We start from the raw sequence: 23750 nt of genomic DNA, 5'->3' as shown, positions 1-23750 counted from the left end.
CCGGCGGGGAGCGGGAGTCCACCGGGGCGGGAGGGGCGGTGATCCGGCGGGGTACGCCAAGTAGCGCTTGAAACGGCATGCGTCACCTGTCACTTTTCGAACGACATGTGGCGGAGGAAGAGAATGGCCGACCTAGCCGACCGACATCCGACAGCACCCGGCGGAGAAGATGTACAGCGGGTCGCGGAGTTGCTCGGCGGGTCCCGGGTTTTCAGCCGCGCGCTCAGGACGCCGTTGGATGCCCATGACATGCTGATGGAAGGGCTGCCGGGCCGAGCCCTCGACCATCTTGTCGGAAACCTGTTGGTTCTCAAGAGATCGAACTCGCTCGAGAGGGCCGTCGGGATGAGTCTGCGCACCTTCCAGCGGCGCCGCGAAGCCCCTGAGAAGCCGCTCGGGCAGGAACAAAGCGGCAGGGCCTGGAAGTTCGCCGAGATCCTCGCCAAGGCGACCGAGGTGTTCGGTTCGCAGGAGGAGGCGGAACAATGGCTGGACCGTCCCGCGATGGGCCTGGACCAACGCCGTCCGATCGATCTGCTCGCGACGCCGGCAGGCGTGGAGATGGTCCAGGATTTCCTTCATCGTCTCGAATACGGCGTCTACACGTGACTCCGCTGCCGGCCGCACTGGGCGGCGGCGAAATCGTCGGATGGCGCCTGGACCAAGCTGGATATGCCCCGACCTGGGACAGCGGCGAGGGTGCATACCTGGTCGGGGGCCGGTGGAACAGCAGGGGCGTGCGGGCTGCCTATTGCTCACTCGATCCGGCGACCGCGATCCTTGAGGTCGCGGTGCACAAGGGGTTCAAAGCCTTGGATACCGTACCGCACGTACTGACGTCCATGACCGTGGCCGACCCTTTCAGCGTCCATGTCGTCGATCCGGGAATTCTGCCAAACTCCAATTGGCTACGGCCGGGCATTCCGAGCGCCGGCCAGCAGAAATTCGGGGACGAGTTGTTGAGCCGGCACAAGTTCGTCGTGATACCCAGCGCGGTCTCGCCCCATAGCTGGAACCTGTTGTTCGTCGCCTCGGCGGCTGCGGGATCTTATTTACTGCGCACGCAGGAGCCATTCGCGCTCGATACCCGGCTCCACCCCTCGACGTCTTGAGATCCGCAGCGGTGTCTGACGGTTGAAGCCGACTTTACGACGGCTCTTGAATGCAAAGAATTTTTTGCGCAATGATTCTTTTGTGCAATGCCGGCGCACTTCCACAGCCTTCCGCTCACCGGCTCTCCCTGTCCAAAAACCGTGCATGCCCAAAGCTTCTTATGCCATCATGGGAATGAGGCGATGGCGGCAGGGTGGAAACGGCAGCGAAATGTTCATGAACGGCCCGGAAAAATCGGACGATACCCGGACCTTCGTGTTCCTGGCCGGCATCGCCGCGGCGGGGCTGGCCGTTGCGATCGGGTTCCACCTGATCTGGGGCGCGCTGATCCCTCGGAACGATCCCCTGCCCAAGGCCGCCATCTTCGATCCGGCGCTGCGCTTGGCCCTGAGCGAATACGGCACGTCGGTGACCGAGACGCGCGCGGTCTTCACCGCGTCCACGCCGCAGGGCACCCGCACCGTCAGCAACTGCTCCGACTATATGAAACTGCTGAACCAGGGCGTGCGCGCGGCACCTGGCGAACCGGACGAGGTGCTCGACGCCTATCGGAACTGCCCGGTGCTGTTCCTGCTCCGGCAGGCGCGCCAGCCCGTGACATACTTGGCGCCGCTCTCCCATCTGGCGGGAACGATCGCCGAGCGCCTTGACGTTGCGACCCTCCCGGCGGAGTTCCGCCCGCCGCTGGAGGCCAAGGACGATAACTCGCCGTTCCGCCCGCGCTATGTCGTCGATGAAGAGAAGCTCCTGATTTCGTCGGCGGACGGTTCCTGGTCCATGACGATCCTGGCCTCGGGCAGCTTCTCCGGCGACGGGCGGGAGGACATCGCGGCCCGGATCGACCGGGGCCGGTCCCGCCGCTACGTCATCCTGTCGGCGCGGCCGGACGGCAGCCTCGCCGCCAGGTCGCCGGAAAGCCTGGCGATGACCACCGCCCTGCCGGTCCGGCTGCGCTGATCAGGCCGGTGCCCGCCCGGCCCGGCCCTCGGTCCGGTTCAGGGTTCCCACGACCAGGTATGTCAACGGCGTCGCGACCGCCTCGAAACCCGACTTGACCAGCCACTGGGTGACGGCGGCGCCGGCCAACGCCTCGGCCGGCAGCACGCCGGCGAAGGCGACGGTCATGAAGACGGCGGAGTCCAGGAATTGCCCGACCAGGGTCGAGCCGATGGTGCGGACCCACAGCAGCCGGCCGCCGGTCCGGCGCTTCAGCCAGGCCAGGACATGGGCGTTGACCAACTCCCCCGCCAGATAGGCCGCCAAGGACGCCAGCAGCAGGCGGGGCGTGGCGCCCAGGATCGCCTCGAACGCCGCCTGGTCCTGCCAGAAGGGTGCGGCGGGCAATACCAGCGCCAGCGCGAAGGCCGCGACCGCCAGGATGTTGCACAGGAAGCCCAGCCAGATCACCCGGCGGGCGGCGTCCAGGCCGTAGACCTCCGTCAGGACGTCGCCGATGATGTAGCTGACGGGGAAGATCAGGACGGCGGCCGGCAGGACCAGCCCGCCGACCATGATCAGCTTGACCGCCGCGACGTTGGAGACGATCAGGCAGGTCACGAACAGGGCGACGATCAGAACAAAGCTGGAGGAATAGCCGGGTGTCGGCGGTCTGGACATGATTGTTCCCGGGAGGCGGCAAAACGCGCCCTATGCCGACTGCCGCCGCGCGAGTCAATCCCGGCGGAATCATTGGGCTTTCCCTTCGGCCCGCGATCCACTATATGGGCGCTCCCCATGAGAACCGCCGATTTCGATTTCGATCTGCCGCCCGACAGGATCGCCGACCAGCCGGCACGCCCGCGCGATGCCGCGCGCCTGCTCCATGTCGGGGACAGTTTTGCCGACCATGTCGTGCGCGACCTGCCCAGCCTGCTGAACCCCGGCGACCTGCTGGTCTATAATGACACGCGCGTGATCCCGGCGCGCCTGAACGGCCGGCGCGGCGAGGTCCGGGTCGAGGTCACGCTGCACAAGCGCGAGGGCGCCGACACCTGGCACGCCTTCGCCAAGCCGGGCAAGCGGCTGCGCGTCGGCGACACCATCGTCTTCGCGCCCGACCTGTCGGCGGAGGTGCGGGACAAGCGCGAGGGCGGCGACGTCGAACTGCGCTTCTCCGCCGCCGGATCGGACCTGATGGCGGCGCTGCACCGCCACGGCGTGATGCCCCTGCCCCCCTATATCCGCCGGCCCGGGGGCGAGACGGCGGAGGACCGCCAGGACTACCAGACGGTGTTCGCCGCCCGCGAGGGCGCCGTCGCCGCGCCAACCGCCGGGCTGCATTTCACGCCCGGCCTGCTGGCCCGGCTGGACGAGCGCGGCATCCGCCGGGTTCCGGTGACGCTCCATGTCGGGGCCGGCACCTTCCTGCCGGTCAAGGTCGAGGATATCCGCGACCACCGCATGCATGCCGAGTGGGGCGAGATCGGGCGCGAGACGGCGGATGCCGTCGCCGCCGCCAGACAGGCCGGCGGGCGGATCGTCGCGGTCGGCACCACGTCGCTCCGGCTGCTGGAAAGCGCGGCGGCCGACGACGGAACGCTTGCGCCGTTCAGCGGCGACACCGACATCTTCATCACCCCCGGATACCGTTTCAAGATCGTGGACCTGCTGCTGACCAACTTCCACCTCCCCCGCTCGACGCTGTTCATGCTGGTCTCCGCCTTTGCCGGGCTCGACCGCATGCGCGCCGCCTATGCCCATGCCATCGCCTCGGGGTACCGGTTCTATTCCTACGGCGACACCTCGCTGCTGGAAAGGGCACCCCGGGAATGACCGCCCCCACGGGTTTGACGACAGGCCTGGGTTTCGAACTCCTGAAGACCGAGGGCGCCGCCCGGCGCGGCCGCCTGGCGACCGCCCACGGCACCGTCGAGACGCCGGCCTTCATGCCGGTCGGCACGGTCGGCACGGTCAAGGGCATGCTGCCCGGATCGGTGAAGGAGACCGGCGCGCAGATCCTGCTGGGCAACACCTATCACCTGATGCTCCGCCCGACGGCGGAGCGGGTGGCCCAGTTCGGCGGGCTGCACAGGTTCATGAACTGGAGCGGCCCGATCCTGACCGATTCCGGCGGGTTCCAGGTGATGTCGCTGTCCGACCTGCGGACCATGAACGAGGACGGCGTCACCTTCAAATCGCACCTGGACGGGCGGCGCCACCACCTGACGCCGGAACGGTCCATGCGGATCCAGCACCTGCTGGACAGCAACGTGACCATGTGCCTGGACGAGTGCACGCCTTTCCCGGCGACCCACGAGGTGGCGGAGAAGTCGATGAGGCTCAGCATGCGCTGGGCGCAGCGCTCGCGCGACGCCTTCGTGGAACGGCCGGGCTACGGGCTGTTCGGCATCGTGCAGGGCGGCGTCTACCCCGACCTGCGGTCGGAATCGGTCAAGGCGCTGACCGGCATCGGGTTCGACGGCTACGCGGTTGGCGGGCTGGCTGTCGGCGAGGGCCAGCAGACGATGTTCGACGTGCTGGACTTCACCACGCCGCTGATGCCGGCGGACCGCCCGCGCTACCTGATGGGCGTCGGCCGCCCGGGCGACCTGATCGGCGCGGTCCGGCGCGGCATCGACATGTTCGACTGCGTGATGCCGACAAGGTCCGGCCGCACGGGGCAGGCCTTCGTCCGGCGCGGCGTGCTGAACATGCGGAACGCCCGCCATGCCCACGACACCCGTCCGCTGGACGAGGACTGCCGGTGTCCCGCCTGCCGGGACTACACCCGCGGCTACCTGCACCACCTGTTCCGGGCCGGCGAGATGCTCGGCCCGATGCTGCTGACCTGGCATAACCTGACCTATTACCAGGACCTGATGGCGGAGCTGCGGCGCGCCATCGAGGAAGGCTGCTTCGAGCGGCGCGCGGCCGAACTGGAGGCCGGGCTGGCGCTCGGCGACCTGCCCGCGGTTTCCGATCCCCTGAATGTACCCGTCGTTCCCGAGGAGAGTTCGAGTGTCCCAGTCGATCTATGAAGGCCTGACCCAGCTCGGCGGCAACACCGCCCAGCCGGCCTCGCCCGAGGAGGCGGTGCTGGAGCGCGTGCCGAACCCGCACCCCGGCACGGCCTATCTGGTGCGCTTCGCCGCACCGGAGTTCACGTCGCTGTGCCCGATCACCGGCCAGCCCGACTTCGCGCACCTGGTGATCGACTACGTGCCGGGCGAGTGGCTGGTCGAGAGCAAGTCGCTGAAGCTGTTCCTCACCTCGTTCCGCAACCACGGCGCCTTCCACGAGGCCTGCACCGTCGGCATCGCCAAGCGGCTGGAGGCGGAACTGAATCCTTCCTGGCTGCGGATCGGCGGCTACTGGTACCCTCGCGGCGGCATCCCGATCGACGTGTTCTACCAGACCGGGCCGGTGCCGGACGGCATCTGGATCCCGGACCAGGGCGTGGCCCCCTACCGTGGCCGCGGCTGAGTCCAGGACCGGGGCCGGGACGAAGACACCGGAGCGGATCCGGGAGGCGATCCGCGACCGGGCGTTGGGCTTGGGGTTCGACGCGGTCGGGTTCGCCCCCGCCGGGCTGGGCGAGCAGGCGCGGGAGCGGCTGGCCGACTTCCTGGCGCAGGGCATGCACGGCGACATGGGCTGGATGGTCGAGAAGGCCGACCGCCGGGGCGACCCGCAGGTCTTGTGGCCGGACGCCCGCACCGTCATAGCGCTCGGCATGTCATACGCGCCGCACGAGGACCCGCGGGGGCTGCTGGAGCATCCCGACCGCGGCGTCGTCTCGGTCTATGCGCGCGGGCGCGACTACCACGACGTGGTCAAGGGCCGGCTGAAGGCGCTCGCCCAGTGGGTCCACCGAGAGTTCGCGGCGGAGGTCAAGGTCTTCGTCGATACGGCGCCGGTCATGGAAAAGCCGCTGGCCGAACGGGCCGGGCTGGGCTGGCAGGGCAAGCACACCAACCTGGTGTCGCGCGGGCACGGCTCCTGGCTGTTCCTGGGCGAGGTCTATACCGCGCTGGACCTGCCGCCGGACGCGCCGGGCAAGGACGTCTGCGGCTCCTGCCGGCGCTGCCAGGACGCCTGCCCCACGGCGGCGTTTCCGGAACCCTACCGGCTCGACGCGCGCCGCTGCATCTCCTACCTGACGATCGAGCACAAAGGTCCGATCCCGGAGGAGCTGAGGCCCCTGATGGGCAACCGGATCTACGGCTGCGACGACTGCTTGGCGGCCTGCCCCTGGAACAAGTTCGCCCGCCGGACGCGGGAAGCGGCCTTCCTGCCGCGCGCCGAGCTGACGGCGCCCCGGCTGGCCGACCTGGCGCAGCTGGACGACGCCGGGTTCCGCCAGGTCTTCTCCGGCTCCCCGATCAAGCGGATCGGCCGCGACCGTTTCGTGCGGAACGTGCTGACGGCGCTGGGCAACTGCGGCGATCCCGCCGCCGCCGCGGTCGTGGAACCGCTGACCCGCGACGGGTCCGACCTGGTGCGCGACGCCGCCCGCTGGGCGCTGGAGCGGCTGGGCGGGAAGATTCCGGAAATTTCCCTTTGACCGCCGGCCGGCTTCGCGGCAGACCGGTAGCAGAGTCCCGCGGCCCGCGTGAAAGAACCTTGCATGACGATCCTTCAGCTCCTGGTCGGTTTGGTGCTCCTCGTGGCGGGGGGCGAGGCCCTGGTCAGGGGCAGCGTGGCGGTGGCGCAGCGGCTGGGCGTCTCGCCCATGCTGATCGGGCTGACGCTGGTCGGCTTCGGCACCTCCACCCCGGAACTGGTCACCAGCCTGCAGGCGGCATTGATCGGCGCGCCGGGGGTGGCGATCGGCAACATCGTCGGCAGCAACATCGCCAACATCCTGCTGATCCTGGGCGTCGCGGCGATGATCCTGCCGATGGCGACGACCAGGGAGGCCTTCCGGCGCGACGGGCCGGTGCTGATCGGCGCCAGCGTGCTGTTGGTGGCAGCGGTCCTGGCCGGGTCGCTCGCCCGCTGGGTCGGGGTCGTCTTCCTGGTGCTGCTCGCCGCCTACACCGTCTACACCTATTTCACGGAACGGGGGAACGGGAGCCCGTCAGCCACGGTGCATGCCGACGAAGCCGGCGACGTGGCCGACCTGCCGCCGCGCGGGATGGGATTCGGCCTGGGCGGCCTGTTCATCGTGGGCGGCATCGCCGGCGTGGTCTACGGGGCGAGCCTGCTGGTCGACGCGGCCCTGGTGATCGCCCGCGCCGCCGGGCTGTCCGAGGCGGTCATCGGCCTTACCCTGGTGGCCGTGGGCACGTCGTTGCCGGAACTGGTGACCTCGGTCATGGCGGCGATCCGGAAGCACACCGACGTGGCGTTCGGCAACATCATCGGCAGCAACATCTTCAACATCCTGGGCATCGGCGGCGTCACCGCCGTCGTCACGCCGATCTCGATCCCGCCCGAGATCGCCGGCTTCGACATTTGGGTGATGCTCGCGACCGCCCTGCTGCTGGTGGTGTTCGCCGTCACCGGATGGCGCGTCAACCGCTGGGAAGGGGCGGCACTCCTGGCCTGCTACGCGGCCTATATCGCGGTCCAGCTCTCGCCCGGCGTCCGTGCGCTGGTGGGCCTCGCCTGAGGGGAAGCCGGTGATGGCGAGCGAGCGGCACAGGCACGATCCGCGCTTCGGCCCCGATCCCGACGTCCTGCACCCGCTGGCGGAACATCCCCGGGGTGATGTTCGTCCGGAACCTGCCGCTCCCGGCCAATGTGGAGATCGGCGCCTACACCTATTACGACGACCCGGAAGGGCCGGAAGCCTTTCTCCGCAACGTCCTGTACCACTACGAGTTCACCGGCGACCGGCTCCGGATCGGCCGGTTCTGCGCCCTGGCGACCGGAACCGCGTTCCTGATGAACGGCGGCAACCACCGGACTACGGCACCGTCCACATATCCCTTCCTGATCTTCGGGGGCGCGTGGGCCGGGCGCTTCGACGGCGAGACCGAGTTCCCGGGCCGCGGCGACACCGTGATCGGAAACGACGTCTGGACCGGCTGGAAGAGCACGATCCTGCCGGGCGTCACGGTCGGCGACGGCGCGATCGTCGCCGCCCGGGCGGTGGTGACGCGGGACGTGCCGCCCTATGCGGTGGTGGCCGGAAACCCGGCGCGGGTGGTCCGCATGCGCTACGGCCCGCACGATGTCGAACGGCTGCTGCGGCTGCGCTGGTGGGACTGGGACGCGGAGAAGATCACCCGGAACCTCCCCGCCATCAGCGGCGGCGACCCGGACGCGCTGGCGGCGGCGACCTGACGGACGCATCGGCGCCCCTCCCGTTCCGCGGGCGGCATCCCCACATAAGAGGTCGACCCCACTGTCCTGGAACCCTGATGCTCGGATCGGCCCATCTTCAACGTGTCTACGAAGCGGCGGAGGACTGCGTCGCCGCCGGACGCTACACCAACGCCGCCAAGCTGCTCGCCAGCCTGCTGGTGCAGGACCCGGAGCCGGACCACGAGCGGATCGCCGCCGTCCTGGACGCATTGATCGAGATCTCGGCCGAGCCGTCGGCCCTGATCAACCGCGCCGCCATGCTGCTAGACCCCGTCATGGGGGAAACCGATCCCGAACGGGCGCTGGCCCTGCTCCAAGACGCCGCCGACCAGACCGACGACCCCGAGCACCCGGAGCACACCCTGTCGGGACTGGCCCACGGCATGATCGGCGACTGCTACATCCGGGGAGCCGGCGTGTCGGCCGACCCCGATGCCGGCTTCGGCCACTACCTGCTGGCGGCGGAGTACGGCAACGCCAAGGCCGCCTTCAATGTCGGCCTGGCCTACGACCAGGGAATGCTGGGCCAGGCGGTCGACCGCGACGCCGCCAAGCGGTTCTACCGGATCGCCGCCGACGGGGGCGAGGCCGCGGCCATGACCCGGCTGGCGGTGCTCTACATGACCGACCAGGACCCGCCGGACGAGGTCACGATCGTGGACCTGCTGGAAGCCGCGGTCGAGCGGGGCGACGAGGACGCGGCCGAGATCCTGCAGAACCTCCAGGACGATGTCCTGGAGTGACGCCCGCGCAGCTTGGCCCGAGTCCACGGCTTTTCGGCACGGTGATTGCGTATCAACCTGAAAAAGAATTTCTAGGAGCGCCCTCATCTTTTTAACGTCATGACCGGGCTTGACCCACGGCTGTCCGGCACGGTGATTGCTTATTACGGGAAAGGGTTAATCGCGGGCAGAAGCACTCCGTTTTCGTCATGGCCGGACTTGATCCAGCCATCTTTCGCGGGAAGCATCGAAGCCTCCGTGCCTTGAGATCCGCGGGTCAAGCCCGCGGATGACGAACCGAAGGAGAAAACAGTCGCCAGGAATGTTCTCAATAGTTGATTAGCAATTACCGTGCCGGACAGCCGTGGACTTGATCCGGGTATCTCACCGCACGGCGGCGCTGATGGAGTCCGCAAGCGATGACCGGGTCAAGCCCGATCATGACGATGAAGGGAGGAGCGCCCCACCAGAAAAGCGTCCACTGGTTGAGGCGGCAAGTACCGTGCCGGACAGCCGTGGATCAAGTCCGGGTATGACGAAAAAGGGGTGTTTCTTCTCCTAGCTCAGCCTTTTGAGCAGCGAGCAACGACCGTGCCGGGGCTGCCTTGGTCCGGGTCCCGTCAGCGCACGCCCTGCGGCCAGATCACCACGCGGACGGTCTGGAGCAGGATGATCAGGTCGAGCATCAGGCTGCAGTTCTTGACGTAGTAGAGGTCGAACTTCAGCTTCTCGCGCGCGTCGGCGATCGACGCGCCGTAGGGATAGTTGACCTGGGCCCATCCGGTGATCCCCGGCTTGACGATGTGCCGGTAGGGATAGCAGGACATGTCCTTGACCAGGTCGTTGACGATGCTGGGCCGCTCCGGCCGGGGGCCGACGAAGCTCATCTCGCCGCTCAGCACGTTGAAGATCTGCGGGATCTCGTCGATCCGGATCTTGCGGATGATGCCGCCGATGAAGGTCACGCGGGGATCGTCGACCGACGCCCAGCGGGCGACGCCGTCCTTCTCCGCGTCGACCCGCATGCTGCGGAACTTGATGACCGAGAACTTGCGCCCGTTCAGGCCGACGCGCTCCTGCCGGTAGAAGACCGGCCCCCCGTCCTCCAGCTTGACCGCCAGCGCGGTGAAGCAGAGCAGCGGCAGCGCGAACAGCAGGAAGCCCAGGCTGACCGCGACGTCGAAGGTGCGCTTCACCGCCGTCTCGAACCGCCCCATGGTGCTGCCGTTGGAGAACAGCAGCCAGTTGGGATAGGGGCGGTCGATCTCGAGCTGGCCGAACTCCCGCTCGAAGAAGGTCGCGGTGTCCAGGATGCGGATGCCCCTCAGGCGGAACTGGAGAAGCGTCTCGCGCGGGACGCTCTGTTCCGGGTGTTCCAGCGCCACGACCACCTCGTCGGCGTTCAGCGTCTCGCAGAGGGACAGCAGGTCGTTCGCCCGCACCACCCGGCCCTCGGTCACGCAGGTGGCGCACGGCTCGACCGGCGCGAAGCCCAGCACGATGAAGTTGGCCGGCCGGAGCTCCCGCTCCGCCCGCTCGATCCGCTGCGCCTGCGGCCCGGTGCCCAGCACCAGCACCCGGTTCTTCAGGGACTGGATGCTGGCGATCCGGGTCAGCACCACGCGGTTGCCGAGCAGCCCCACCGAAGCCAGCGCTAGCGCCGGAAACAGCGCGCTCATCCAGATCCTGCTGCCGGGAACCACGTAGAAGATCGTCATCAGGCACAGGAACGAGAGGCCGAGCCCGATCAGGATGCGCAGATAGAGAACCTTGATGGTCAGGAGGTATTTGCGCTCGTACAGGCCCATCATGAACAGGCAAGGTATCGTCATCGCCGTGAAGACGACGGTCTGATGAAGGTGTCCTTCCTGGTTTGTGAGAACGATGTCGAGTGTTGCGTAGCTCAGGCTGAGACACAGGATCATGGAGCTTGCCAGAACGCCCACATCGGCAAGCGCCAGGAAAAGGAAAGAGGTTGGAATGAACATGTTGAAAACGCGGATCATATTGAACTGCCCCCCACCCGGTTTTCTGCCCAAAAGCGCCTTTTTGAAGGAATTCTATAAATTTTCATGAAAAAGCGCGCATTGACCGAGGTCCGCAGAATGAGTTCTTGGCGCGGAGGATACCACCGGTTGATCGCCGGGCACTCGTTCTTGTGCATAAAATGGGCAAACCTTTTGACGTACCGCCTTGTCCCGAAAGGAGAAATGGAGTTTGCGCGGGAACTTCGGCGGCGCCGCGACATCGACCGAACGGGACGATGCCGGAACCTTTTATCTACTTACAAATCAATTCTGCTTTGGGGATAATTCATTACTCACGGCGGTCATGATGCGATGCAAAAACATCCATGTTGCAGTGCCTCATAATTGTTTCATTGAGCTTTCCACAAATGTTACAGAAGCTTCGAGCGATGGCTTAATGACTCTTTAACGCTGAATCATGTACTTCTGGCGTCAGAAAGCCTCATGGCGACCGTGTGTTTTCCACAGGAAACCAGTGGATTTCCAACATGCGCCATTGATCAACTTATGAAGCTGACGGGATGACTGAAAAGAAATCGGAAGTGAGGGCGGCCCTCGCCACCTGCCGCAATGCCTTCGTCATGACTGCGGCATTCAGCGCGTTCATCAACCTGCTGATGCTCGTATCGCCCATGTACATGATGCAGGTCTACGACCGGGTGTTGCACAGCCGGAGCGAGGCGACCCTGCTGATGCTGACCCTGATCACGGTCGGCCTGCTGGGCGTGATGGCCCTGCTGGAGGTGATCCGGTCCCGCGTGCTGGTCCGCGTCGGCGGCCGGCTCGACCAGGAAATGAGCGAACGGGTCCTGTCGGCGCAGTTCCAGGCCAGCCTGCACCGGGTCGGCAGCAATCCGGCGCAGGCCAGCCGCGACTTCGACACGGTCCGCCAGTTCCTGACCGGGTCGGGCATCTTCGCTTTCTTCGACGCGCCCTGGACGCCGCTTATCCTGGCGGTCATCTTCGTCTTCCATCCCATGCTGGGCCTGATCGCGCTGGGCGGCGGCATCCTCCTGTTCGCGCTGGCCATCGTCAACGAGGCGGTGACCAAGAAGCCGCTGGAGGAGGCCAACCGCAACGCCGTCATGGCGGCGGGCGCCATCGAGAGCAGCATGCGCAACGCCGAAGTGCTCGAGGCGATGGGCATGTTCGGCAACTTCCGCCGCCGCTGGGCGGGCCGGCGCGAGGAGATCCTGCGCCTTCAGGCGGTCGCCAGCGACCGCGCCGGCGTCATCATGGGCCTGACCAAGTATCTGCGCCTGCTGCTCCAGACCGCGATCCTGGGCGGCGGCGCCTGGCTGGCCATCCACGAGCAGATCTCCCCCGGCGTGATCATCGCGGCCTCGATCCTGATGGGCCGCGCTCTGGCCCCGGTGGAGCAGGCTATCGGCACCTGGAAGCAGTTCGTCGGCGCCCGGATCGCCTATCGCCGCCTGAACGAGCTGCTGAGCCGCATTCCCAAGGCAGTGCCGCGCACCGAACTGCCCCGCCCGGTCGGCGACCTGAAGGTGGAGACCGTGGTGGTGGTGCCCCCCGGCAGCGCGGCCCCGACCCTGTCACGGGTCAGCTTCGACCTGGCCGCCGGCCAGGTGCTGGGCGTGATCGGCCCGAGCGGCGCCGGCAAGTCCACCCTCGCCCGGCTGCTGGTCGGCGCCTGGCGACCCTATGCCGGCACCGTGCGGATCGACGGCGCGGACCTGCACAACTGGGACCCGGAGCGGCGCGGCAGCTTCATGGGCTACCTGCCCCAGGACGTGGAGCTGTTCGACGGCTCGGTTTCCGAGAACATCGCCCGGTTCGGCGAGCTGGACAGCGAGGCGATCGTCGCCGCCGCCCGGCGGGCCGGCGTCCACGACATGATCCTGCGGCTGCCCCAGGGCTACGACACCCCGATCGGCACCGGCGGCTGCGCGCTGTCCGGCGGCCAGCGCCAGCGCATCGGCCTGGCCCGCGCGGTCTATGGCGGCCCGGCGATGGTGATCCTGGACGAGCCCAACTCCAACCTGGACGACGAGGGCGAGTCCGCCCTGGTCCACGCCATCTCGGAGCTGAAGCGCGCCGGCACGACCGTGATCATCATCTCCCACCGGCCCAGCATCCTGAGCGCCACCGACCAGATCCTGGTGCTGGCCGACGGCGGCGTCCGCATGTTCGGCAACCGGAACGAGGTCCTGTCCCGCTTCACCCGCCCCGTCGTGGCATCCGCTTCCGCCCCGGCCCAGCCGGGCCTGACCGCCCAGCAGGCTTCCTGACATGACCAGTCTGATCGAAACCAACCCCGGCCTCCTGCCAGCGAACCCTGCCGCAGCCGGTCGCGGCGCCAAGGCCAAGCCCAATTTCCCGACCTCCTACAACGGCACGATCACGGCCGGCTGGCTGATCATCCTGGCCAGCTTCGGCGGCCTTGCCGCCTGGTCGGCGCTGGCCCCGCTGAGCACCGCCGCCATCGCCAGCGGCACGGTCGTGGTGGACAGCTACCGCAAGTCGGTGCAGCACCTCCAGGGCGGGATCATCCAGGACATACTGGTGCGCGACGGCCAGAAGGTTCAGGCCGGCGACGTGCTGGTCCGCCTGGACCCGACCCAGACCCGTTCGCTGGCCCAGATGCTGCGCGCCCAGGTCGATCTGGCCAAGGCCGAGGAGGCCCGGATGCTGGCCGAACGGGACGGCCTGAACGATATCCGCTTCCCGGCCGACTTGATCGGGCGCGCCCGGACCGAACGGGAACTGGCCGAGACCATGGCCGGCCAGAAGCGCATCTTCGAGGCCCGCCGCCAGAGCCTGACCGGCCAGACCTCGATCCTGCGCAACCGCATCGCCCAGTCGCTCGAGCAGATTTCCGGCATGGAGATCCAGGAGAAGGCCAAGCTGCGCCAGAGCGCCCTGCTCGACAAGGAGCTGAACGGCCTGCGCGAGCTGGCCGAACGCGGCAACGCGCCGGCCAACAAGGTCCTGCAGTACGAGCGCGAGGTCGAGGAGCTGACCGCCGAGCGCGGCGAGATCCTGTCGCGCATCGCCAGCGTCCGCCAGCAGATCGGCGAGGCCGAGCTTCAGATCACCCAGGCGCAGAAGACCTTCCTGGAACAGGTCGAGACCGACCTGCGCACGACCCAGGCCCGCCTGTTCGAGTCGGCCGAGCGCCTGCACGCCACGACGGCAGAGCTGGCCCGCATGGAGGTGCGCGCGCCGGAGACCGGCGTCGTGGTGGACATGGCGTTCCACACGGTGGACGGCGTGATCAGCCCGGGCGGCCGCATCATGGACATCGTGCCGCAGAACGACCAGCTCGTCGTGGATGCCCAGATCCGTCCGGCCGACATCGACGGGCTTCAGGTCGGCATGGAGGCGGAGATCCGCTTCCCGGCCTTCAACCAGCGCACCACGCCGATGATCCATGGCCAGCTCAAGACCGTCTCGGCCGACCGGCTGGTCGACCCGAAGACCAACATGCCGTACTTCAACGTGCGCGTGCTGGTTGACGAGAAGAGCAAGGAAAGGATCTCAGGCCTGAACATCATCCCCGGCATGCCGGCCGAGGTGGTGATCAAGAAGGGCGAGCGCACGCTGCTCTCCTACCTGATCCAGCCGATGCAGGACACCTTCGTCCGCGCCATGCGCGAATAGCGGCAGGCGCTCTCCCCGGAATGCGAAAAGCCGCCCTGCGAGGGGCGGCTTTTTCTGATTCCATAGTCCACAGATGAACCCAGATGGACACAGAGAGCGCCGGGAGACCGGCAAGGAGTAGCGGGTGAAAGTCCTGTACGGTGAAGGAGTAGCGACCCACACCGGCCCCGAGTCATGCGGCGGCGGTCGCGAGGCCGCCGGCGAAGCGTTGACAGGGGAGCGCATAGGCCAGCCATTGAGCCGCGTAAGAATCTCGATCCCGGATGCCGACAGGGTTCTGTGCCTGGAAGGCGATACGGCGGGGCGCGTCATGCGAGCACCCCGGCGGTCCGGCGTGGTCAGAGACCCTGGCATGTGCGGACGCTCCTTGCGCGGGAACCGGGAGATCTTCGGCGTGACCAGGGGCCGATGGCCGTCTGGTCCGCACCGGGAAGGCGAGGAGCCGTAGCCGGTGACGCACGCGCCGAAGAGGTCAGACCCATCCATAGTACCTGTGAAGCCGGCGAACGCGGACGCGGAGCCGGTGGAGGGAAGGGGTGGGGCCGAGGGGAATGCGTCTCCGCCGCACACGGGCCGGGCTCAGGACCGGGCCCCCGTGCTCTCGGGGCTGGAGCGCATACGTCAAGCGGCACGGGAGCGAAAGGAGGAGCGGTTCACCACCCTTCTGACGCACGTGGATACCGACCTGCTGCGCTTTGCCTATCGGGCATTGAAGCGGGACGCGGCACCGGGTGTGGACGGAATGACGTGGCGGGAGTACGCGGAGGGGCTGGAGGAACGGCTGGCGGACCTGAAGGACCGCGTGCATTCCGGCCGCTACCGGGCGCACCCGTCACGCCGGCATGTCATCCCCAAGCCGGACGGCCGGATGCGGCCGCTCGGGATCGCGGCGCTGGAGGACAAGATCGTCCAGCAGGCGCTGGTGGAGGTGCTGAACGCCATCTACGAGGAAGACTTCCTCGGCTTCTCCTACGGCTTCCGGCCGGGACGGGGGCAGCACGACGCGCTCGACGCGTTGGCGGTGGCGATCGGCGAGTGCCGGGTGAACTGGATCCTGGATGCCGATATCCGGGCGTTCTTCGACAGCATCGACCACACCTGGATGATGCGGTTCCTGGAACACCGGATCGGCGATGCCCGCGTCCTGCGGCTGATCCGCAAGTGGCTGACGGTCGGCGTGGTGGACGAGACGGGGAAACGGCAGCCGGCGACGGCCGGCAGCCCGCAAGGGGCGGTGGCATCGCCACTGCTGGCCAACGTCTATCTCCACTACGTCTACGACCTGTGGGTCCGGCAGTGGCGCCAGCGCCACGCGACCGGGACCATGGTCGTGGTGCGCTACGCCGACGACACCGTCGTCGGGTTCGAGCACCGGTCGGACGCCGAGCGGTTCCTCGCGGACTTGCGGGAGCGCCTGGCGCGGTTCGCCCTGGAACTGAACGCCGACAAGACCCGCCTGATCGAGTTCGGCCGGCAGGCACAGGCCGACCGGGCCAAGCGCGGCGCGGGAAAACCGGAGACCTTCGACTTCCTGGGCTTCACCCACATCTGTGGGCGGTCCCGGCGTGGCGGCTTCCTGCTGCGACGCCAGACCCGGCGCCAGCGCAAGCAGGCCAAGCTCAAGGAAATCAAGGAGGAACTCCGGCGGCGCTGGCACCAGGGCATCCCGGAGCAAGGCCGGTGGCTGGGACAGGTGATGAGCGGCTTCTACGCCTACTTCGCCGTCCCGACCAACTACCGGGCCCTTGCCAACCTGCGCTACCATGTCGGCGTCCTGTGGATGAGGGCGCTGCGTCGGCGCAGCCAGAAGGACAAGACACCGTGGGACAAACTCACGCGCCTTGCCGATCACTGGCTGCCACGGCCGCGCATCATTCATCCCTGGCCCGGAAACCGCTTCCGCGTCAAACACCCAAGGTGGGAGCCGGATGCCTTAATCGGGCACGTCCGGTTCTGTGCGGGGGCGCCCGGTAACGGGCGTCCCTACCGCGATTAAGGAATGGATCAGAACTGAATATCTGTGTCCATCTGGGTTCATCTGTGGATAAGTAAAATATAAAGGCTTTGGCCGGCCTGCGTTTCCGCCGAAATCTCAGGCGTGGCCGGCTTCGCCCGACAGCATGGACAGGCTGACGCCCAGCTTGGCGATGGCGCGCTCCCACTTGGTATCCAGGTCGCGGCCGTACAGCAGGCTGTCGTCGGCCGGGGCGTTCAGCCAGCCGTTGGCCTGCATCTCGGCGTCGAGCTGGCCGGGACCCCAGCCGGCATAGCCCAGCGCCAGCATCGCGTTCTTCGGCCCGCGCCCGTCGGCGATCGCGCGGAGGATATCCACCGTGGCGGTCAGCGCGACGTCGTCGTCCACCGTCATGGTGCCTTCGCGCACGAAATCGGTCGAATGCAGCACGAAGCCGCGGCCCGACTCGACAGGTCCTCCGAAATGCACCCGCATGTTGGCCGCTTGGCCCGGCGTGTCTATGCCGAGTTGCTCCAGCAGGTCCGGGAAGGTGATCGAGCCGAACAGCTTGTTTATCACCAAGCCCATGGCGCCGTCCGGGTTATGGGCACAGATATATATCACCGAGCGCTGAAACCGCTGGTCCGGCATGGCCGGCATGGCGATCAGCAATTGGCCGGTCAGGTATTGGGGCTTCCGCGTTGCATCAGTCATTCGTGCCGTTCCGTCTGCCTCAAGCTCCGAATGTGGTGGCTGATCTCACCGGATCAACGGGGCCTCATCAAAGTGTGACAGCACCTGCGACCGCTTGCCACCTATAATGCCGAACCATGAGACACAAAATCCAAGCCCCATGATCAGCAAAAGCACCCTGTCCAGCGTCGCCACCGGACTGCTCGTCCTGCTCGCGGCCCTGCTCGCGTCGATCCCGGCGGTCCATGGCGCCTCCGGCCCGTGGCAGGCGACCGAAACCGTCGAGGCAAGGCTGGTCGCCGCCGTGGACGGCACGGGCACGCTCGACAACGTTCCGCTCGGGCTCCACCTGAAGATGAAGCCGGGCTGGAAGACCTATTGGCGCTCGCCCGGCGACGCGGGTTTGCCGCCGCAGGTCGCCTGGGACGGCAGCGCCAACCTGGCCGGAACCGAGATGCGCTGGCCGGCGCCGCACCGCTTCACCCTGTTCGGGATCGAGACCTTCGGCTACGACGGCGAGGTGGTGTTCCCCATCGCCGCCCGGCCCGCGGCGCCCGGCCGGCCGCTCGACCTCCGCGCCTCGGTCGACCTGCTGGTGTGCAGCGACATCTGCGTGCCGCAGCACCTGGACCTGTCCCTGGCGATCCCGGAAGGACCGGCGAGCTCGGCCGGCGCCGACGCCAACCTGATCGCCCGCTTCGCCTCACAGGTGCCCGGGGACGGCGCCGCCTCCGGCCTGTCGATCGAGAGCGTGCGGGCGGCGGACAAGTCGCTGCGGGTCGTGGCGACCGCGCGCGAGCCCTTCGTCGATCCGGACCTGTTCGTGGAGGCCGGGCCTGCCGCCGCGTTCGGCGCCCCGAAGATCGAGTTCGCCGACGGCGACCGGCGCATCACCGTCACCCTGCCGGCCACCGGCGAGCCGATGGCCCTTGAGGGCATGCCGGTCACCCTGACCCTGGTGGACGGGCTGCGCGGAATGGAGCGGGCGGCGACGGTCGGAGCGCCGGGCACCGGGCCGGGCGACGCCGCCGCCGGCCTTGCCGCCATGCTGGGTTTCGCGCTCGTCGGCGGGCTGCTGCTGAACCTGATGCCCTGCGTCCTGCCGGTCCTGTCGCTGAAGCTGCTCTCCGTGGTCAGCCACGGCGGAAGTGCCCCGCGGGAGATCCGCGCCGGGTTCCTCGCGTCGGCCGCCGGCATCCTGTTCTCCTTCCTGGTGCTGGCCGGCGCCGCGGTCGCGCTGAAGCTGACCGGGTCGGCGGTCGGCTGGGGCATCCAGTTCCAGCAGCCGCTGTTCCTGGTCTTCATGGTGGTGCTGGTCACGGTCTTCGCGGCCAACCTGTGGGGCCTGTTCGAAATCCCGCTGCCCCGCGCCATCGCCGACGCGGCGGTGGGCGGGCACGGCGGCCACGCCCCGAGCCTGCGCGGCCATTTCGCGACCGGCGCGCTCGCCACCCTGCTGGCGACCCCGTGCTCCGCCCCGTTCCTCGGCACCGCCGTGGGATTCGCCCTGGCCCGCGGGCCGCTGGAGATCGTCGCCGTCTTCCTGGCGCTGGGGCTCGGACTGGCGCTGCCCTTCCTGGCGGTGGCCGCGTTCCCCCGGCTGGCATCGCGCCTGCCCCGGCCCGGCCGCTGGATGGTCGCGCTGCGCCGGGTGTTGGGCGGGGCGCTGGCCCTGACCGGCATCTGGCTGCTGTCGGTCCTGGCGGTCCAGCTCGACCCGGCGGCGGCGCTGGCGGTCGGCGCGCTGATGGTCGCCGTCGTCCTGGCCCTGGCGGTCCGCCGCCGGTTGCCGGGCAGAATCCGGTTCGCCGGCGGCGTGGCCGCGGCCCTGCTGGCGGCGGCCGCATTCGGGATGCCGATGGCGCTGGACCGTCCGGCCTCGCAGGCGGCCGCGGCGACCGACGCCGAGTGGGTGCCGTTCGACCGGTCCGCCATCGCGGAGCAGGTGGCCGCCGGGCGAACCGTGTTCGTGGACGTCACGGCGAGCTGGTGCATCACCTGCCAGGCCAACAAGCGGCTGGTGCTGTCGCGCGATCCCGTCGCCGGAAGGCTGTTCGGCGGCGGCGTGGTGCCGATGCAGGCGGACTGGACCCGGCCGGACGACCGGATCGCGGCCTACCTGGCCGAGCACGGCCGCTACGGCATCCCGTTCAACATGGTCTACGGCCCTGGCGCGCCCGAGGGAATAGCGCTGCCGGAACTGCTGACCGAGGGAGCGGTGCTCGCGGCGCTGGACCGGGCGGATTGATCGGGGGTCGCCGGACAGGAATGCTCCTTGCGGCGCAACGCCGCACCGGTCTACACCTGTGCCCACGATTCACGCTCGGAGGGCCATCAGAATGACGATCAAGGTCGGTGACAAGTTTCCGTCCGTCACGCTCAAGCACCTCACATCCAACGGGATGCAGGAAATCAGCACCGACGACCTGTTCAAGGGCAAGAAGGCCGTGCTGTTCGCGGTCCCGGGCGCCTTCACCCCGACCTGCTCGGCCAAGCACCTGCCGGGCTTCGTCAACCGCGCGGACGAGTTCAAGGCCAAGGGCTACGAGATCGTCTGCATGGCGGTGAACGATCCCTTCGTGATGGACGCCTGGGCCAAGTCGTCCGATGTCGGCGGCAAGATCACCATGCTGCCCGACGGCAACGGCACCCTGACCAAGGCGCTGGGCCTGGAGATGGACGGCACCGGCTACAACCTGGGCCACCGCAGCAAGCGCTTCGCCATGGTGATCGAGGACGGCACGGTGAAGTCGGTGAGCGTCGAGGAACCCGGCGCCTTCGAAGTCTCCAGCGCCGACGCCGTGCTCAACGCGATCTGACGACCGTCTCCGGGGGCCGGGCTTCCCCGCCCGGCCCGAACGGCGGGATCAGGCGAACAGGCCCTTGTGCTCGTCGCGCAGCAGGTTCTTCTGGACCTTGCCCATGGCGTTGCGCGGCAGTTCGTCGATGAAGAAGATCCGCTTGGGAACCTTGTAGTTCGCCAGCTCCTCCTTACAGACCGCCGCCACGCTTTCCGCCGTCACGTCGCCGCGGCCGGACCGGCGCATCGCCACCGCGACCACCGCCTCCCCGAAATCGGGGTGGGGCACGCCGACCACGGCGGACTCGACGATGCCGTCGATCGCGTCGATCACGCTCTCGACCTCCTTCGGGTAGACGTTGAACCCGCCGGAGATGATCAGGTCCTTGGCACGGCCGACGATATGGACATAGCCCCGCCCGTCGATTTTGCCGACGTCGCCGGTGATGAAGAACCCGTCCGGGCGGAACTCGGATTTCGTCTTCTCCGGCATCCGCCAGTAGCCGCCGAACACGTTCGGTCCCTTCACCTCGATGATGCCGACCTCCTCCGGGCCGACCGGCCCGCCGGTCTTCTCGTCCACCACGCGCAGCTCGACGTCGGGCAGCGGGAAGCCCACGGTGCCGGGCACCCGGTCGCCGTCCAGCGGGTTGGACGTCAGCATCCCGGTCTCGGTCATGCCGTAGCGCTCCAGGATCGGGTGCCCGGTGCGCTCCTGGAACTCCCGGTGGGTGTCGGCCAGCAGCGGCGCCGAGCCGGAGATGAAGAGCCGCATGGTCCGGCACAGGTCGGGCGTCACGCGCGGGTCCGACAGCAGCCGGGTGTAGAAGGTCGGCACGCCCATGAAGACTGTGGCGCGGGGTAGCAGCCCGACCACCCGGTCGAGGTCGAACTTCGGCAGGAACAGCATGCCCGAGCCGTTCAGCAGGACGCAGTTGGTCGCGACGAACAGCCCGTGGGTATGGAAGATCGGCAGGGCGTGGAGCAGCACGTCGTCGGGCTTCCAGCCCCAGATGCGGTGCAGCGCCCGGGCGTTCGAGCCCAGGTTCCGATGGCTCATCATGGCGCCCTTGGACCGCCCTGTGGTGCCGGAGGTGTAGAGGATCGCCGCCAGGTCGCCGGACTCCGCCGGGACCGTGGCATAGTCGGGATCGAGGCCGAGCGCCCGCTCCGGCAGGGAGCCGTCGCAGGATTGGCCGAGCGTCAGGACGTGGCCGACTCCGGCCTTGGCCGCGACCTCGGCGATCACCGGTTCGCTCTCCGGCCGGCAGACCACGACGGCGGGCTCGGCGTCCCCGACGAAATAGGCCACCTCCGCCTTGGTGTAGGCGGTGTTCAGCGGCAGGTAGGCGGCACCCGCCCGGAGGCAGGCGAGATAGAGGAAGATCGCCTCGGGCGACTTCTCGACCTGGACCGCGACCCGGTCCCCCTTGCGCACCCCCAGGTCGGTCAGCAGGCGGGCGTAGCGGCCCGAGGTCCCGTGCAGGTCGGCATAGCTGTAGATGCGCCCCCGGTTCGTCTCGATGAAGGGGTCCGTCTCGATGAAGGGGCTTGAACGGTCGGCGGGGAACCGGGACTGGAACAGGTCGTACAGGTTGTCGCTCATTTTTCCTTGGCTCCGGGGCTGCTTGGTCGATCCTCCACGCGCATCGACCATAGCCGCCGCGACTTGGGAATTGAAGCTCCGCGGAATAAGTTCGTGGCAGGCGCCTGGCACAGACTGAAACGGGCATGGGGACGGGACGATGGCGGACATTGCGCGACGCACCTGGACATGGTGGTTTGACCAGCCGCCCGAGCGGCTCTGGCCGCTGCTGGCCGACACGCCCCGCTTCAACGAGGCGATGGGCCTGCCGCGCTACGATGTCGAGGAGATCCCCCAGGACGACGGCACCCTGCTGCGCCTCGCCCGCGGCAGGATCGGCCGCTACGCTCTGGAGTGGGAGGAGCAGCCGTTCCAATGGGTGGCGCCCCACGGCTTCACCCAGGTCCGGCGGTTCCGGGCCGGCCCGTTCGCAAGCGTCGGGCCGACGCTGGAGCTGACGCCCGAGCGCGGCGGCTCGCGCGTGTCCTACACGCTGGAGATACGGCCGGCGAACTGGCTGGGCTGGCTGCTGCTCCGCCTGGGCTTCCTGGAACGGTCGGGCCGGAAGTTCGAGACGCTGATCCGCACCGCCGCCGGCCATGCCGCGGGAACCCGCCCGCAGCCCTTCGACTATGAGCCGCCCGTCCCGGACGCCGCCGTCGCGGAACGGATCGCCGGGATGGTGCGGGCGCTGGAGGAGAGCGGCAACGGCCATGGCCTGTCGCGCCGCCTGGCCGACCATCTGCTGGCCGCGCAGGAGGTGGACCTGACCCGCATCCGGCCCCTGGCCCTGGCGCGGAGCTGGGGCGAGCAGCCCCGGACCGTGGTCGAACTGTGCCTGGGCGCCGTCAAGGCCGGCCTGCTGACGCTGCGCTGGGACCTGCTGTGCCCGCGCTGCCGGGGCGCCAAGGCGGCGGCATCGACCCTGGACCGGCTGCCGAGCGGAGCCCACTGCCCGTCCTGCAACATCGACTACGGCAGGGACTTCGCGCGCAACGTGGAACTTACCTTCCGGCCGTCGCCCACGGTCCGGCATCTCACCGAGGGCGAATACTGCCTGGCCGGCCCCATGACCACGCCGCACGTCCATGTCCAGCAGACGCTTCGCCCCGGGGAGGCGAGGACGCTGGAAGCCGAGCTTCCCGCCGGACCGCTGCGCCTGCGCACCCTGGAGCCGGGCGGCAGCGCCGACCTGGACTGGCTGCCCGTCCCGGGCCAGGGCTTCCCCCTGGTGACCGCCGAGGACGGCTCGGTCACGCCCGGCCCTCCCGCCGCACCCGGACTGCTCCGCCTGGAGAACAGGACCGACCGCCCCCTGACGTTGGTGGTGGAGGATCGCGACTGGATCGCGGACGCCCTGACCGCCCATCAGGTGACGACCCTCCAGGCGTTCCGCGACATGTTCTCCGACGAGGTCCTGCGTCCCGGCGACGAGGTCGCGATCGGCACCGTGACCCTCATGTTCACCGACCTCAAGGGGTCTACCGCCCTTTACGGCCGCATCGGCGACGCCAGGGCCTACCACAGGGTCCGGGAGCACTTCGCGGATCTGGCGAAGGCCGTGCGCGACCATGACGGCGCCGTGGTCAAGACCATCGGCGACGCCGTGATGGCCGCCTTCGCCGACCCGGCCCAGGCGGTCCGCGCGGCGCTGGCGATCCAGACGGCGCCCCGCGACGGGCTGGTGATCAAGATGGGCCTGCACGCCGGCGCCTGCGTCGCGGTGACCCTGAACGGCCGCCTGGATTATTTCGGCTCCACGGTCAATCTGGCGGCACGCCTCGAAGGGCGGAGCCTGGGCGGCGACATCATCCTGTCCGAGAGCCTGGCCGCCGATCCGGCCGTTTCGGCTGTGATAACATCGTTGCATTCCGAGGTGGAATCGGCCGAGCTGAAGGGATTCGCGACTCCTGTCACGTTCCGCCGGCTTGTTCCGGAGACCGTTAGTTCGTATACCGCCCTGTCTTGAAGAGGAGCCTTG

The 23750-nt window shown here is 68.3% G+C and carries 19 protein-coding genes and 1 pseudogene; 16 read left to right on the top strand and 4 right to left on the bottom strand.

Features of this window, described 5'->3' with window-relative positions:
• The first annotated feature begins 123 nt into the window (after positions 1-123).
• From parS to DPR14_RS01585, 3 genes are all read left to right on the top strand, one after another.
• Positions 124-609, top strand: coding sequence for a type II RES/Xre toxin-antitoxin system antitoxin (gene parS, locus DPR14_RS01595; protein WP_158043603.1), 486 nt, complete (start codon positions 124-126; stop codon positions 607-609).
• A complete protein-coding gene (locus DPR14_RS01590; RefSeq protein WP_158043602.1) occupies positions 606-1112 on the top strand; it encodes an RES family NAD+ phosphorylase in 507 nt (168 codons plus the stop codon). Before parS ends, DPR14_RS01590 begins: the two co-directional genes overlap by 4 nt.
• Positions 1113-1329: 217 nt before the next feature.
• A complete protein-coding gene (locus DPR14_RS01585) occupies positions 1330-2070 on the top strand; it encodes a hypothetical protein (RefSeq protein WP_158043601.1) in 741 nt (246 codons plus the stop codon).
• Here the strand turns inward: DPR14_RS01585 and DPR14_RS01580 are convergent, their stop codons facing one another.
• Positions 2071-2730, bottom strand: a complete 660-nt coding sequence (locus DPR14_RS01580; RefSeq protein ID WP_158043600.1) for a queuosine precursor transporter — start codon at positions 2728-2730, stop codon at positions 2071-2073.
• A gap of 117 nt (positions 2731-2847) precedes the next feature.
• On the opposite strand from DPR14_RS01580, the gene queA reads away from it, so the two are divergent.
• The 7 genes and pseudogenes from queA (at position 2848) to DPR14_RS01545 (ending at position 9107) form a co-directional block, all read left to right on the top strand.
• The gene (gene queA, locus DPR14_RS01575) at positions 2848-3885 is read left to right on the top strand and encodes a tRNA preQ1(34) S-adenosylmethionine ribosyltransferase-isomerase QueA (RefSeq protein ID WP_158043599.1); all 1038 of its coding nucleotides are present in this window, start codon (positions 2848-2850) and stop codon (positions 3883-3885) included.
• Positions 3882-5090 (top strand): tRNA guanosine(34) transglycosylase Tgt, encoded by a 1209-nt coding sequence (gene tgt, locus DPR14_RS01570; RefSeq protein WP_158043598.1) that lies wholly within the window; start codon positions 3882-3884, stop codon positions 5088-5090. The genes queA and tgt overlap by 4 nt, the downstream gene beginning before the upstream one ends.
• Positions 5071-5535, top strand: coding sequence for a preQ(1) synthase (gene queF / locus DPR14_RS01565; RefSeq protein WP_158043597.1), 465 nt, complete (start codon positions 5071-5073; stop codon positions 5533-5535). The genes tgt and queF overlap by 20 nt, the downstream gene beginning before the upstream one ends.
• Complete coding sequence (gene queG / locus DPR14_RS01560) at positions 5522-6616, top strand: tRNA epoxyqueuosine(34) reductase QueG (RefSeq protein ID WP_158043596.1); 1095 nt, start codon at positions 5522-5524, stop codon at positions 6614-6616. Before queF ends, queG begins: the two co-directional genes overlap by 14 nt.
• A 63-nt stretch (positions 6617-6679) precedes the next feature.
• Positions 6680-7666 (top strand): calcium/sodium antiporter, encoded by a 987-nt coding sequence (locus DPR14_RS01555; RefSeq protein WP_158043595.1) that lies wholly within the window; start codon positions 6680-6682, stop codon positions 7664-7666.
• 13 nt (positions 7667-7679) lie between these two features.
• Positions 7680-8343, top strand: a pseudogene (locus DPR14_RS28585) (CatB-related O-acetyltransferase).
• Positions 8344-8420: 77 nt separating this feature from the next.
• On the top strand, positions 8421-9107 hold the full coding sequence (locus DPR14_RS01545) for a tetratricopeptide repeat protein (RefSeq protein WP_158043594.1): 687 nt from the start codon (positions 8421-8423) through the stop codon (positions 9105-9107).
• A 599-nt stretch (positions 9108-9706) separates the two neighbouring features.
• Here DPR14_RS01545 and DPR14_RS01540 read toward each other — a convergent pair.
• Positions 9707-11092 (bottom strand): TIGR03013 family XrtA/PEP-CTERM system glycosyltransferase, encoded by a 1386-nt coding sequence (locus tag DPR14_RS01540; protein ID WP_158043593.1) that lies wholly within the window; start codon positions 11090-11092, stop codon positions 9707-9709.
• Positions 11093-11634: 542 nt separating this feature from the next.
• Here DPR14_RS01540 and DPR14_RS01535 point away from each other — a divergent pair.
• From DPR14_RS01535 to ltrA, 3 genes are all read left to right on the top strand, one after another.
• Positions 11635-13365 carry a type I secretion system permease/ATPase gene (locus DPR14_RS01535; RefSeq protein WP_158043592.1) on the top strand — a complete coding sequence of 577 codons (1731 nt, stop codon included), beginning with the start codon at positions 11635-11637 and terminating at the stop codon, positions 13363-13365.
• 1 nt (position 13366) lies between these two features.
• Positions 13367-14737: an HlyD family type I secretion periplasmic adaptor subunit gene (locus DPR14_RS01530; RefSeq protein WP_158043591.1), complete on the top strand. Its 1371-nt coding sequence runs from the start codon at positions 13367-13369 to the stop codon at positions 14735-14737.
• A gap of 595 nt (positions 14738-15332) precedes the next feature.
• The gene (ltrA, locus tag DPR14_RS01520; protein WP_343038692.1) at positions 15333-16733 is read left to right on the top strand and encodes a group II intron reverse transcriptase/maturase; all 1401 of its coding nucleotides are present in this window, start codon (positions 15333-15335) and stop codon (positions 16731-16733) included.
• 96 nt (positions 16734-16829) lie between these two features.
• On the opposite strand, the gene DPR14_RS01515 is transcribed toward ltrA, so the two are convergent.
• Positions 16830-17405 carry a YqgE/AlgH family protein gene (locus tag DPR14_RS01515; RefSeq protein WP_158043589.1) on the bottom strand — a complete coding sequence of 192 codons (576 nt, stop codon included), beginning with the start codon at positions 17403-17405 and terminating at the stop codon, positions 16830-16832.
• Between the two features lie 139 nt (positions 17406-17544).
• On the opposite strand from DPR14_RS01515, the gene DPR14_RS01510 reads away from it, so the two are divergent.
• Both DPR14_RS01510 and DPR14_RS01505 read left to right on the top strand, forming a co-directional pair.
• Complete coding sequence (locus DPR14_RS01510; protein ID WP_158043588.1) at positions 17545-19632, top strand: protein-disulfide reductase DsbD family protein; 2088 nt, start codon at positions 17545-17547, stop codon at positions 19630-19632.
• Between the two features lie 91 nt (positions 19633-19723).
• On the top strand, positions 19724-20203 hold the full coding sequence (locus DPR14_RS01505; protein ID WP_158043587.1) for a peroxiredoxin: 480 nt from the start codon (positions 19724-19726) through the stop codon (positions 20201-20203).
• Between the two features lie 48 nt (positions 20204-20251).
• Here the strand turns inward: DPR14_RS01505 and DPR14_RS01500 are convergent, their stop codons facing one another.
• On the bottom strand, positions 20252-21790 hold the full coding sequence (locus DPR14_RS01500; RefSeq protein WP_158043586.1) for a malonate--CoA ligase: 1539 nt from the start codon (positions 21788-21790) through the stop codon (positions 20252-20254).
• Positions 21791-21929: 139 nt separating this feature from the next.
• Here DPR14_RS01500 and DPR14_RS01495 point away from each other — a divergent pair, with 139 nt between their 5' ends.
• Complete coding sequence (locus tag DPR14_RS01495; RefSeq protein WP_158043585.1) at positions 21930-23738, top strand: adenylate/guanylate cyclase domain-containing protein; 1809 nt, start codon at positions 21930-21932, stop codon at positions 23736-23738.
• The last annotated feature ends 12 nt before the right edge of the window (positions 23739-23750 follow it).

Origin of the sequence: Skermanella pratensis (assembly GCF_008843145.1) — a bacterium.
Classification (GTDB): domain Bacteria; phylum Pseudomonadota; class Alphaproteobacteria; order Azospirillales; family Azospirillaceae; genus Skermanella; species Skermanella pratensis.
Note: the sequence above shows the minus strand (reverse complement) of the source record. Positions and strands in the feature narration are given on the sequence as shown.